The 12,076-nt window shown below is 41.8% G+C and carries 14 protein-coding genes; 2 read left to right on the plus strand and 12 right to left on the minus strand.

Annotated features, from left to right (window positions below; translation table 11 throughout):
• Nucleotides 1–739 precede the first annotated feature (739 nt).
• The 12 genes from guaA to V7K46_RS27120 form a co-directional block, all read right to left on the minus strand.
• Nucleotides 740–2,362, minus strand: coding sequence for a glutamine-hydrolyzing GMP synthase (gene guaA, locus V7K46_RS27065; protein WP_335118691.1), 1,623 nt, complete (start codon nt 2,360–2,362; stop codon nt 740–742).
• Between the two features lie 227 nt (nt 2,363–2,589).
• Complete coding sequence (gene cbiD, locus V7K46_RS27070; protein WP_335118694.1) at nt 2,590–3,705, minus strand: cobalt-precorrin-5B (C(1))-methyltransferase CbiD; 1,116 nt, start codon at nt 3,703–3,705, stop codon at nt 2,590–2,592.
• A 62-nt stretch (nt 3,706–3,767) separates the two neighbouring features.
• A complete protein-coding gene (locus V7K46_RS27075; RefSeq protein WP_335118696.1) occupies nt 3,768–4,013 on the minus strand; it encodes a hypothetical protein in 246 nt (81 codons plus the stop codon).
• 42 nt (nt 4,014–4,055) lie between these two features.
• Complete coding sequence (locus tag V7K46_RS27080; protein WP_335118698.1) at nt 4,056–4,346, minus strand: hypothetical protein; 291 nt, start codon at nt 4,344–4,346, stop codon at nt 4,056–4,058.
• A gap of 406 nt (nt 4,347–4,752) precedes the next feature.
• Nucleotides 4,753–4,935 carry a type II toxin-antitoxin system HicA family toxin gene (locus V7K46_RS27085; protein WP_335118700.1) on the minus strand — a complete coding sequence of 61 codons (183 nt, stop codon included), beginning with the start codon at nt 4,933–4,935 and terminating at the stop codon, nt 4,753–4,755.
• Nucleotides 4,932–5,123 (minus strand): hypothetical protein, encoded by a 192-nt coding sequence (locus V7K46_RS27090; RefSeq protein WP_335118702.1) that lies wholly within the window; start codon nt 5,121–5,123, stop codon nt 4,932–4,934. The genes V7K46_RS27085 and V7K46_RS27090 overlap by 4 nt, the downstream gene beginning before the upstream one ends.
• 116 nt (nt 5,124–5,239) lie before the next feature.
• Complete coding sequence (locus V7K46_RS27095; RefSeq protein ID WP_335118703.1) at nt 5,240–5,572, minus strand: DUF5615 family PIN-like protein; 333 nt, start codon at nt 5,570–5,572, stop codon at nt 5,240–5,242.
• Entirely contained in the window at nt 5,569–5,793 is a 225-nt protein-coding gene (locus V7K46_RS27100; protein WP_335118705.1) for a DUF433 domain-containing protein, read from the minus strand. The genes V7K46_RS27095 and V7K46_RS27100 overlap by 4 nt, the downstream gene beginning before the upstream one ends.
• A gap of 7 nt (nt 5,794–5,800) precedes the next feature.
• Entirely contained in the window at nt 5,801–6,280 is a 480-nt protein-coding gene (locus V7K46_RS27105) for a GNAT family N-acetyltransferase (protein ID WP_335118707.1), read from the minus strand.
• 44 nt (nt 6,281–6,324) lie between these two features.
• A complete protein-coding gene (locus tag V7K46_RS27110) occupies nt 6,325–6,621 on the minus strand; it encodes a DUF7734 family protein (protein ID WP_335118709.1) in 297 nt (98 codons plus the stop codon).
• Between the two features lie 36 nt (nt 6,622–6,657).
• Complete coding sequence (locus tag V7K46_RS27115; protein ID WP_335118712.1) at nt 6,658–7,254, minus strand: DUF3177 family protein; 597 nt, start codon at nt 7,252–7,254, stop codon at nt 6,658–6,660.
• 686 nt (nt 7,255–7,940) lie between these two features.
• Nucleotides 7,941–8,186 (minus strand): Calvin cycle protein CP12, encoded by a 246-nt coding sequence (locus tag V7K46_RS27120; protein ID WP_334726089.1) that lies wholly within the window; start codon nt 8,184–8,186, stop codon nt 7,941–7,943.
• Between the two features lie 371 nt (nt 8,187–8,557).
• Between V7K46_RS27120 and V7K46_RS27125 the strand changes: the two genes are divergently transcribed.
• Nucleotides 8,558–9,787 (plus strand): FIST signal transduction protein, encoded by a 1,230-nt coding sequence (locus V7K46_RS27125; RefSeq protein WP_335118715.1) that lies wholly within the window; start codon nt 8,558–8,560, stop codon nt 9,785–9,787.
• Between the two features lie 503 nt (nt 9,788–10,290).
• On the plus strand, nt 10,291–12,036 hold the full coding sequence (kdpA, locus tag V7K46_RS27130) for a potassium-transporting ATPase subunit KdpA (RefSeq protein ID WP_335118718.1): 1,746 nt from the start codon (nt 10,291–10,293) through the stop codon (nt 12,034–12,036).
• Nucleotides 12,037–12,076 lie beyond the last annotated feature (40 nt).

Here is a 12,076-nt window from a genome sequence, read left to right on the forward strand (position 1 = left end):
TTTGTCCAGCCACATCCAATTGATGGTTAATTATTAGCTAGCATTTATAATTATTGACTGGCTAAAATTATGTTGGTATTTAAATTCCTTTACATTTAAAAAATCCATTTTAACAAATAGTTGGAGTTTCAGAATAATTTTCATAATTACTCACCGAATTTACGATGTTTAAATTTTGGATAATGGAATTGTTGGCGGAGCCTATCGTAGAGAAGATTCTTGTATTCCATTATTTAATGCATGTTTGATACTTGCGAATTTAAACGCGAGAATAATTCTATTTTTCCATTATCCAAACATTTTTTGACAAGCAAGTGACTTGATTGCTGGGGTCAATATAAATTCTATTTTTCCATTATCCAAAATTGGTTGACTGCTTTCTTACTAATAGGTTTGGATTTTGATGGAGGCTTTTAAAATCAATCCGCTTGGGTTAAGACTCGATCCTCTTTAACCCACGCTACTCGCTCACAGGGGTTTCTCCAAGTAGAACAATTGGCGTGGAAACCCCCAGACGCTCTCTACTAGATCAAGGCGTAGCATTGAGCAAGCCTTAAAAAGGGGAGCTACTGCGGTCTTTCCAACGCCAAGGAAGCGTCTCGTTCGCTTGCTTTTGGTACGGATGCTGCGCGAACAGACTTTTTAAATTTTGAATTTTGAATCTTTCAATTCCAAAATCCAAAATTTAAACATCGTAAATTCGGTGATCAGCTTTTAGTTAAGTAAACTCAAAACTTGATTACTCCCATTCAATGGTTCCAGGTGGCTTAGAGGTGATGTCATAAACTACCCGATTCACCCCTTTCACTTCATTCACAATCCGAGTGGAAATCACTTCCAGGACATCGTAAGGGACTCTGGCCCAATCAGCAGTCATGCCATCTTCACTAGTCACAATTCGCAAGACGATGGGGTAAGCGTAGGTACGCCGATCCCCCATAACGCCAACACTACGAATTGGCAGCAAGACAGCAAATGCTTGCCAGAAATCATGATACATGCCGCGTTGGTTAATTTCTTGCCGGACAATCAAATCAGCATCGCGCAAAATATTTAACCGTTCAGATGTGACTTCCCCCAGGATGCGAATTGCCAAACCAGGACCAGGAAAAGGTTGCCGTTGGACAATTTCTTCTGGTAAACCAATGGAACGCCCAACTTTGCGGACTTCATCTTTAAATAGTTTCCGCAGTGGTTCCACCAATTTAAATCTTAAGTCTTTGGGCAAACCGCCAACATTGTGATGACTCTTAATTTTCACCGCTACGCGCTCACCAGTTTGGGGATCAACGTTGGTGTCAGCAGATTCGATCACATCTGGATAAAGAGTCCCTTGAGCCAGATAGTCAAAATGGCCGAGGCGCTTGGATGTTTCCTCAAATACGCTGATAAATTCGTGTCCGATGCGGCGGCGTTTTTCTTCAGGATCTGTAATATTGGCAATTGTAGCTAAAAAGCGATCGCGGGCATTCACATACTCTACAGGAATGTGAAACTGCTCTTGGAACAGCTTTACCAATCGCTCTGGCTCATACTTTCGCATAAAGCCTTGATCGATAAATACGCAAGTTAGTTTCTCACCAATCGCTTTATACAGCAAGAAGGCCAGAGTAGAAGAATCCACTCCCCCAGATAGCGCTAACAGCACCCGCTTATCGCCAACTCTGGTGCGAATTTCCCCAATTGCCTCTTCGACAAAAGCCGCTGTTGTCCAAGTGGGTTCGCAATCGCAGATATGGTAGACAAAATTACGGATTAATGCTATACCGCCAATAGAATGCACTACCTCTGGATGGAATTGAACGCCGTAAAGTTTCTTTTCGTGGTCGGCAATGGCAGCACAGGGAGTATTTTCTGTATGTGCTAGCAATTCAAACCCTGACGGCATTTGGATAACTGAGTCTCCATGACTCATCCACATGGTGATGCCATCTTCGACATTAGTGAGCAAATCTGTGGGATCATCAATATATAATGATGCTTTGCCGTACTCACCTCGGTCAGCCTTTACCACTTCCCCACCGAGTTGGTTTACCATTAGCTGCATCCCATAGCAAACACCCAAGACGGGTATTCCCAAATTCCAGATTTCTGGGTCACAATGGGGAGCTTTATCACCATAAACCGAACTCGGGCCACCAGAGAGGATGATTCCCTTAGGATTAAGTTGGCGCAAATGTGCAGAAGAAGTGCGATAGGACAAAACTTCAGAGTATACTTGAGTCTCGCGAATGCGCCGGGCAATCAACTCAGAATATTGAGAGCCGAAGTCCAGAATTACAATCAATTGACGATCAAGCCGCCCAAAATCTTCCAATGTTTGGGGGGCTTGTTCTGCTGGTAGAGTCACCGCTGTATTCATGACGGAAAATTATATCTGTTAAGGATAAATAGATGCTTTGTGGTCTATGGTGATGCTATTATTCAGCCTGCATAGGCTGATAATGGTATAGAAGCCCTAGACAAACGCGAGGTTATGTGCGTTTGTCTAGTCCTGGAGGCGGAGATGGTATGAAAACGATAAATCTACCCTAGAGTGGTTACTTAAAAGATTATTTATTTGGATTGTTTACGATTATTCATAATAAATTAACATAATTTTTCCATCAACAGACCAGCAGTTTTACTCTTCACGATAATTTTGCGATCGCGATCAAAGAGGATAGAGCCACAGACTGTTACTCCTGTGGTGCTTTCACTATGGCTTTGGATGTATTCTTGGGAACGCAGATCGATAGTTTCGGCGATCGCAGTATAAACTTGATTTACCCAATCACTACCAGTTGCAGCATCTAACGATTTTAAATATGTTAATGCGGCTTCTGCGGTAGCACTGTTAAACACAGCTTGGATATCTGGTGATTTTAAACCTGCGATCGCACAGTGCGCTGCCAAAATTTCCCGGCGTCCATCAGCCAAATAGTGATGGGTGTGAAAAATCCCTCCAGCCAGTTTCATCAGCTTACCGTGATAGCCAAATAATAAGATTTCTTTTACGCCCAGCACATTAGCTTCTACTAACATTGGGCCAAGCCAGTTAGCAGTTTTGACCAATTGATCGGGATTAATCCCTAGTTTACGCGCCAAATCTAGGCCATTCTCTCCGATACAGAATACTAAACTTTCAAAACGACTAGCTTTATTTTGTAATTCAGCCCGAAAAACTGCAAGTTGATCTGGTGTACTCAATGGTTGAGAAATGCCTGTTGTGCCTAAAAGGGAAAGTCCTTCAACCACACCAAAAGCAGAATTTGAAGTCCGAACAGCTAGCGATCGCCCTTCGGGTAGAATAATCGTCACCGTGATTTTTTCCCCCGGTGCTAGCATTCGTTGCAAGTTATCGCGTAAAAGCCTTTGAGCATAAGCATAAATAGCCGGCTTGTCATCAGCATTCATCTGTTTGCCAATTCCTTCCCCTCCTTTAATAATTACTGTCTCCTCATCTCCCCCTCCCCACTCCACCAATGCCCAAATCGGTGTATTTTTGGTCAGGTCAAGATTATCACCAGGATCGCTACGGGTGATTGCCAAAGCTGTATTCTCAGATAGTCCTGCTACCTGTTCAATGGGGATTTCTGCGATTTTAGTCGGTTCAAGTAAATCTACAGACGCAACTTTTAGGGGTTGGCGATCGTGTAACCAGTGTAAAGCTGCAACAGCAGCAGCGCACGCAAAAACGGGAAGTGTGTATCCAGAACGGGACATTTTTTAAATTTCAAAGTCAAAATAATTCTTCAAAATTCTTGGCGCAGTGTCAAGCTCAACTACTAATCACCTAATCGGCGTTTGACTTCATCAAATGGAATTGTCTGTGTTTGTTTAGCACGTTCATCCAACAATGCCATTAACTTCTCATTTCGTCGCGTTTGTGCAACTTCAACATCAAAATCATCAACTGCACTTAGAATAAATTCGCTACCATCAGCAAGCCGCACAATCACATCCTTACTACGAGCTTGTTCTAATAAAGCGCGAATTTCAGCAGAATCCTCTGAAATTGTAATGGTTTTCATAACTCGTACTCTTCTCAGTGAACAAAGAGCTTATTTCCTCTTTTATAGCCTGCTAGTAGAGCTTTGGGCTTCCTTTAATCGTTTCAAACCCCATATTAAAAGTTGTGAAGATATTGAATTTAGCCCCAACCCTGCAATTGTTTCAGATGTGGCTAATGCACTGTCTATAACAACATCTACATATCCTTTACTAACCCTTTTTTCTAATGTTGATATCTCAGGTGAGACCAATTGGTTCAGATTATATGACTCTCTAGGGAGGATGTAAATTAGAGGTTTATAAATATTAGCTAACAACTCGCTATTAGTTGATAATTTTGGTTTTTCTACCATAAAATTCCCTAAAGGTAATTACTAATAACTTACTCTATCTATCGTCAGGTACTTAAAGCTGTACTTACCATAAAAGTGTTTCCTACCCACTCTAAGTATTGTTGGCTTGGGTAAGGCTTCCTGTTAATTGTTGGGTTTCACTTTGTACAGCAACGGGGAAGCAAGCTACAACCCAACCTAATGATTAGACCTCTTGCATAATTATTTTGTGGTATCATCAAAGATTTTATAAAAAATGCATATCAAAATATATACTGATAACTTATATTACTTCATTAGTATGTCTGATTAAGATAGAAAGCATATTTTTAAAACCTCCTATTGTACCATGAATTATTTTTGCAAGAGGTCTATTCTCCTCATCTTCTCATCAAATAACCTCTCAGCGTTCAGATCCAACGTCGTGTCAGCCCTCGTCGCCAAGCACTTTTATGATATGTTTGACAAGCTGTTCCTTAATTTCTCGATGTCTTGGAACAGGTTGAGATACCTTCGTTCTTGGGTTCTGATACCAGTCATGTTTGCTACCATGACGAATAAATACACAACCCATTTCTTCGAGGTGTTTGATCAAGTCCCGTCGTTTCACGATACCTCAAGTTCAGCCACTCTTCGGACATTGGGGATTATCCCACTCGTTAATTCTTTGTAAATATCAGTTAAGTTCTCCTTCAATTCGTTTTCGGTTTCTGCTTGAGTCCAGTAGTCTGGATACTCCTCCAGATAACCGAGCCACATCTGTTCATCTTGCCAGTAAACATATTTCTTGGTCGTCATAGGGTAACTACTTATGAACTTCTCCAACTATGTTAACCATCTTATCAAACTGGGTGATCGCAACCAATATCTGTACACCGTCCGCTGCAATACCGTTGTTATGCCGTATTTTTAACCTACGCTAACACCAAAATACTTTCCACTTCGCTATTTCCAAACTGGCTGATTATACCAAAGTTATCTCGTAGGATTTGGACAATTTTAGAAGTTGGGCTGTTACCAATACGGAGATAGATAAATTTGGGTGGATGACCATAGAGAAGACTGCGCTGATGAAAATCAGAATCTTTGGAAGCAATTACGAAATCGTGTGCTTTAGCGTACTCCCAGATAACCACATCGTCTGTGTTGATTAACCCTAAAGTTTTAACGTGTACTGAATCAGAATACAAATCTACAATTTGTGAAATAATCCGATTAGATAGATTTTCGTCTAGAATCAGTTTCACAGGGATACCACAAATAACTTCTTCTCACGATCGGCAGCAAAAGCTAGACACGCTTTAATGTCTTTGGAAGTTAATTCAGAAAAATCCTCTAGGATTTCTGCTTCAGTCATTCCGCCCGCAAGATACTCCAAAATATCATAAACAGTGATTCGCATTCCCCGGATACAGGGTTTTCCACTGCGTTTTCCAGGATCAATCGTAATAATGTCGTGGTAATTCATAAATTAGTCAAGATATTTGTTTAATCAATGCCATGCGTTCTTCGATCTTCATTGTATAAACGGCTGGCGATCGGCACATTAGAACGACGTTCATTCCCCTGGAAATATAGTTATCAAATCGCTTACGCAAGAGGTCTGGAACTTCGACTGGTGCAACTTCTTGAAACCCTGCTTGTTGATAGAACGATCGCAGATGCTGCCACGGAATACAGTAACAGACTTGATCGACAAGTTGCTCAGTACATGCCTGAAGTAGCCGTGTACCAATGCCTTGCTGCTGAAACGGAGCTAAAACCTGCATCCCTCGAAGCACAAAGAACCGAGTCTCTGGACACAAACGTACTGCACCAACAATTTTTTCCTCTAATTGAGCAATGAGTATCAAATCTTCTTCTAGTGTGCTTAAATCACCTCCATAACCACAGTGGCTGTAAAAAACTTTAATGGCTTGAGTATTGTGCGGCTTTACTTGGCTAATTATTGTCATACTGCTCTATGTTAGGAATTACAAATTATGCAACGCCTAATTAGTTAAACACCTACTTCTGATAATAGAGCTTCCATAGCTTCCCAAAAAACTCCTTGTTGAATATAACGAGGTGCTTCAGGATTGTAAGGACTAGCTATTCGGTCAATATTGAGTATCTTTGCCCCATCGGGTAAAACTGGTACATCTGCATCAAATGCCGTTGGACGCATCAAAGAACTGGAAAAGCCTTTGAAAATAGCAATTGTATCTTGCTCATCGGCAATTTCCACCGTTACAAGTAGCACTTCTTGGGGGCGTTTAGCGGTGTATTGTTCCAGTCGCTTGCCAATAAAATTCATTTTTTTAAGAGTAGGGGTACGGTGGTGCAGCGACGGTTACTGTGGTGTGGCTGAACGTCCCTGTTTGCCCAGCTTAATCAGAACAAAATAGCTTAAGTAAAGCACATAAATTACTAAACTAATTATGCCAAGAAAACCTAAAAACTCAGCTTTGCTATTAGCATGGAAATATTCTTTGAATAGCAACGGAGCCTCGAACCAGACGCGACAATAGGGAGTCTTAAGCATATTGCCAGAAAAAGCACAACCCAAAAAAGGGATAAAGGCTAGTGTACCCAAAATACAATAAACAGTTGTAGCCCAGCGCCAGGAGGTAAAAATAAATTTCAAAGACCCACTGGTTTGATACTCAATTTCATCGTTGATATCCACCCAGAACCACAGCGAAATCGGGATCAAAATCTGAGCTATCAATCCAGAAATAAAGCTAACTGGATACTGGGCAATCATTAAGTAAATCGTGATAGCCACCAGGCTTGATACCCGCCAGTATATACTCAATAAGCGTTGTATGCTTTCTGCTTTTTGCACAAATGCCCAAATCAGAAGAATTAGCGGAATAATTACCAGGAATAATACTGCTAGTCGGTAATCAATCCAGACGAAAGGGCGAAACCGAATACTATAGTCCATTGTTTTTCTCAAACGATAAATAAAAAATTTTTAACCAAGAGCAAGTATCCATAACTGACAAACCTGTAAGCTATTAGCTAGCTAGTAGTCTATCTATATTAGATAACAGTTTAATCAAAGCACAAAGCTCAGTGTCTTGCCTCAAGACTGCGCTCTAACTTCTTTGTGCAAGTAAGTGGCTCCCCAACTCATACCATTTCACGAAATTTATACTATAAATACGTTTGTAGGGGCATACATGTGTACGCCCCTACAGTCAATTCATTTGTTGCAAAGATTTTTGGAAAAGGTATTACATGGTAAGATGCTCAATTCACTTTCCTTAATCTCTCTATTTAGCAAAAAACAAGCAACTCAAAGATCCTCAACTTAGATTTTGCACCTACCTGTAGTAGCATCAGGGAGTCTGTTTAAAACCCACCCACCAACTACAAACTCGGCACTCCCAGACAAAACCCCAACTTTTTTGGGTGTAAAGGTTTCCTTATAAGATAAAAAACTCTCAAAGTTTAACCTTTATACATCCGTAACTTGATATATTTCACCAATTTTCCAGCCGTTGGAGAAAATGATCAAAGAGGGAGAGTGCGATTTTAGGCGGGAGTGAGGTGATAATGCGACATTTGAGTAAGTAAATCCTGGTTGCTTGCTGACCAAATGAACAGAAAATTCACTTACCTGAATTTCTAGTCGTCGTAAACCCGGCATTCAATTGCATCTGGGTTGTCATCACAATACTGTTCTAGAGAGTTTTTTGGCTTGCTTTGGCGCTTGTGGGAAGCTTCGGCTTGCAATTCTTCTACTGCATCCCAAGCCGCAGCACACTCTGGTGAGTTGCTACCGCTAGTATCACAGACAGTACGCGCTTGTTCGACTTCTTCTTGAATTTTCTCTTGGATACCGCTCTTTGCTGTTTCTTGGATGTTAGTCATTGCTTTAATCTCGTGGTGTGTTGTTAATACCAGTATAGAAAAATTAAGAAATGGCAGATTTTGGCTTGATTACTAACCATTCTAACCACTTAGCTCATAAGTTAGTATTTTAGCCTATTGATTTATAACCAATACAGGAAACTGCCGTATCTATAATGCATTCATCTTTAATTTTTTAAGATTTTGTGGAATCAGTACTAGAGATAAACAATCATACAATATATTTAGATGCATCTATTAGGGAATGACAACCCCAGCTTCTTGGGATGGAGGAGACAAAGGGCTGGGGCTAATTCTTGTTAAGATGCAATTCTTCCCAAAAGAAAAAATCAAAACCTACTAGCCTAAAAAGAGAAAGAAGCTCAAAACTCATGGCAGACCAAATGCAGTGGGCAAACGCCCTATCAACCCGTCATTCTTTGGAAGCCGCTGTTACAGATGTGGTGGAACGAGCTGTCTCATCATTAACAGCACCTGCGGATCTAGGACTGGTATTCATTTCGTCTGCTTTTGCGAGTGAGTATTCCCGACTGTTACCGTTGTTAGCCGAAAAACTTTCTGTGCCAGTCCTAATTGGCTGTAGTGGTGGAGGTGTGATTGGGACGACAGTTAGCGGAGAAACCCAAGAACTGGAAACTGAACCAGCTATCAGCTTGACTTTGGCACACCTTCCAGGAGTGAAGGTTCAAGTCTTTCATATTGTTGCTGAAGAATTACCTGACTTAGACAGTTCACCAGATGCTTGGGTTGATTTGATCGGTGTGCCAGCATCACCGACACCCAAGTTCATCTTGCTGTCTAGTTCTTTCGCCTCTGGAATCAACAATTTATTGCAGGGACTGGATTTTGCTTATCCAGGATCGGTGATAGTGGGGGGACAGGCTAGTGGTGGGGGTATGGGTGGTCGTGTTGCCCTATTTTGTAATGATGCTGAGGAACACCAAAACCTGTATCGCGAGGGCACTGTTGGTATAGCTTTGACTGGCAATATTGTTTTGGAAACGATTGTAGCCCAAGGATGCCGACCGATTGGCAAACCACTGCAAGTCACAAAAGCCGATCGCAATATTATTCTGGAGTTAGATGATAAAGTCCCTCTGATGGTGTTACGGGATTTGATTGCCAGTCTCAGCGAAGAAGAACGGACTTTAGCACAGCACTCTCTGTTTGTTGGTGTGGCAATGGATGAATTTAAGCTGGCTTTGCAGCAAGGAGACTTTTTAATTCGTGGTATTCTTGGGGTCGATCCAGCAGCTGGGGCGATCGCAATTGGCGATCGCGTCCGTCCTGGTCAAAGGCTGCAATTCCACCTACGTGATTCCCAAGCCTCTGCTGAAGACCTAGAGTTACTTCTCCAAAGCTATCAAACCGAACGAGAATCTGAACCCTCTGCCGTAGCTGCCTTGATGTTTGCCTGTCTGGGGCGAGGTGAAGGACTGTATGGTAAACCCAATTTCGATTCTGAACTATTTCGGCGCTACATTAACGATATTCCTGTAGTCGGCTTTTTCTGTGGTGGTGAAATCGGCCCTGTTGGTGGCAGAACCTTCTTACACGCCTACACTTCAGTATTTGGAATTTGTCGCCAAAATCAGTTATGAATTATGAATTAGACTCCTGACTCTATAGCAATCTTATCTGAATTTAGTTCAAATTCGCGGTGTCCAGATCCCCGACTTCGTAAAAGTTGTCGGGGATCTGACTTTTCACGAATGATTTATGGCTGCTACACATGTTTGTTTAGTATTTAGCGTCCTAAATCATTTGTAAAAATAAATTAACCACAGAGGCGCAGAGAGCGCAGAGAGAGGAATCGGAGATTTTCACGACTCATTTAGGATTGCTATATATTTGCAGATATATATTGAGATAAACGCTATGAAGACTTATATATAGAGAAATATATTCTTTATATAGACTAGTTTAAATATTAATTTATACCTTGTGTTATTTAACTAAAAGCTCTATGATTGATTGAGAAAGTACATAGTTTTAGGTGAGTTAATAATGAATGCAAATAAACTTCATTATTTTTTCTGATTACTAGCAAGAAAATATCTAATATTAATCTGAAATTTATTCATGTCGGAGTTCGACTAATCCAATGCTAGAAGGATGGATTCAAATTGTATTAACGCTACTAATTGTAGTAGCGCTTACTCCCTTTTTTGGGCGCTACATGGCGCGTGTCTACCTGGAGCAAAGTACTTTTTTCGACCCAATTTTGAATCCGGTTGAGCGAGTGCTTTATGCTTTGGTTGGCGTTAAAACTAAAGAAAACATGACCGGTTGGCAGTATGGGCGGGCAATCCTGTATAGCAATGTAGTAATGGGGTTGCTGATTTTCTCTATCATCATGAATCAGGGATGGTTACCACTCAACCCCACGGGGATAAATGCCCCAACTTGGGACACAACGCTACATACTACTATTTCCTTTATTACTAATACCAACCAGCAGCACTATTCTGGTGAAACCTACATGAGCTATGCCAGCCAAATGTGGGGACTTGGTTATCACATGTTCACCTCCTCTGCGACTGGTTTGGCGGTAGGAATTGCTTTTATTCGGGGATTGACGGGTAGACCGTTAGGCAATTTTTATGTAGATATAATTCGCTCGATTACCCGAATTTTGCTGCCTATTTGTATTGTGGGTGGCATTGCCTTGATGGCAGTTGGCGTTCCAGAAACCCTGGCGGGTGCAGTTGTATTCCCGACCTTGGAAAACCCGAATATTAGTCAGGCGATCGCTCGTGGCCCAGTTGCCCATTTTGAAATTATCAAGCAATTAGGGGAAAACGGTGGCGGCTTTTTCGCCATCAACTCGGCACACCCCTTTGAAAATCCCAACGGATTTTCTAACTTAATTCAGATTGTGGCAATGCTTTCGATTCCCACTTCCCTGATCTACACCTACGGCTTGTTTGCAAATAACACCAAGCAAGCCTGGTTACTCTACAGCATGATCGGTGTAATTTTTCTAGGATTTCTGATTGTTACCGCGATTGGGGAATACAACGGCAATCCGGCTGTAAATACGCTTTTGGGCAGTCAGCAACCGAATTTAGAGGGTAAAGAAGTCCGGTTTGGTTGGGCAGAATCGGCATTATTTGCAGTAAGTACAACTGCAACCATGTGCGGAGCAGTTAACAGTTTTCACGACTCCTTCATGCCGATCAGCGGTTTTATTTTTCTCTCTAATATGTTCCTGCAAATCATCTGGGGTGGACAGGGTACAGGAACAGCTTACTTGTTTGCCTATAGCATCCTGGCAGTATTCGTCACAGGTCTGATGGTAGGACGCACGCCAGAATTTCTGGGACGCAAGATTGAAAAACGTGAGGTAGTGCTTGCTAGCTTCCTAATTTTGCTGGTTCACCCGATCGCAATTTTAATTCCGGGGGGAATTGCCTTAGCTTTTTCTGACCAACTGGCGGGGATTAGCAATCCTGGCTTTCATGGGTTTTCTCAAGTGATTTACGAATATGCCTCAGCTGCTGCTAACAACGGCTCTGGGTTTGAAGGTTTAGGCGATTCACAACCATCTCCTTTTGCGATCGCCACAGGCGCAAAAACCACTGCAACAGCCTTGTGGTGGAACTTGAGTACCTGCTTCAGTTTACTAGCTGGCCGCTATATTCCAATTTTGGGTTTGCTGTTTTTAGCAGATAGTATGTCTCGTAAGCAAGCTGTTCCCTACACCACTGGTACATTGCGAACCGATACTGGACTATTTACAGGCGTTACCGCAGGTGTGATTTTAATCTTGGGCGCACTTACATTCTTCCCAGTACTTGCGTTAGGCCCCATCGCTGAAGCCTTCTTTATCACCAAAGGCATTGGCTAGGAATTGGGGACAAGGAGAATTAGAGACTGATTCATCCAGC

It is taken from the genome of Nostoc sp., assembly GCF_036917395.1.
Taxonomy (GTDB): Bacteria; Cyanobacteriota; Cyanobacteriia; order Cyanobacteriales; family Nostocaceae; genus Nostoc.

Bases quoted from the DNA above. Each gene is read 5' to 3' on its own strand.
- cbiD (WP_335118694.1), bottom strand. From the start codon at position 3,705: ATGTCCCGTTCTGGATACACACTTCCCGTTTTTGCGTGCGCTGCTGCT.
- V7K46_RS27110 (WP_335118709.1), bottom strand. From the start codon at position 6,621: ATGAATTTTATTGGCAAGCGACTGGAACAATACACCGCTAAACGCCCC.
- V7K46_RS27105 (WP_335118707.1), bottom strand. From the start codon at position 6,280: ATGACAATAATTAGCCAAGTAAAGCCGCACAATACTCAAGCCATTAAA.
- V7K46_RS27090 (WP_335118702.1), bottom strand. From the start codon at position 5,123: ATGACGACCAAGAAATATGTTTACTGGCAAGATGAACAGATGTGGCTC.
- V7K46_RS27100 (WP_335118705.1), bottom strand. From the start codon at position 5,793: ATGAATTACCACGACATTATTACGATTGATCCTGGAAAACGCAGTGGA.
- V7K46_RS27075 (WP_335118696.1), bottom strand. From the start codon at position 4,013: ATGAAAACCATTACAATTTCAGAGGATTCTGCTGAAATTCGCGCTTTA.
- V7K46_RS27120 (WP_334726089.1), bottom strand. From the start codon at position 8,186: ATGACTAACATCCAAGAAACAGCAAAGAGCGGTATCCAAGAGAAAATT.
- guaA (WP_335118691.1), bottom strand. From the start codon at position 2,362: ATGAATACAGCGGTGACTCTACCAGCAGAACAAGCCCCCCAAACATTG.
- kdpA (WP_335118718.1), top strand. From the start codon at position 10,291: ATGCTAGAAGGATGGATTCAAATTGTATTAACGCTACTAATTGTAGTA.
- V7K46_RS27125 (WP_335118715.1), top strand. From the start codon at position 8,558: ATGGCAGACCAAATGCAGTGGGCAAACGCCCTATCAACCCGTCATTCT.
- V7K46_RS27115 (WP_335118712.1), bottom strand. From the start codon at position 7,254: ATGGACTATAGTATTCGGTTTCGCCCTTTCGTCTGGATTGATTACCGA.
- V7K46_RS27080 (WP_335118698.1), bottom strand. From the start codon at position 4,346: ATGGTAGAAAAACCAAAATTATCAACTAATAGCGAGTTGTTAGCTAAT.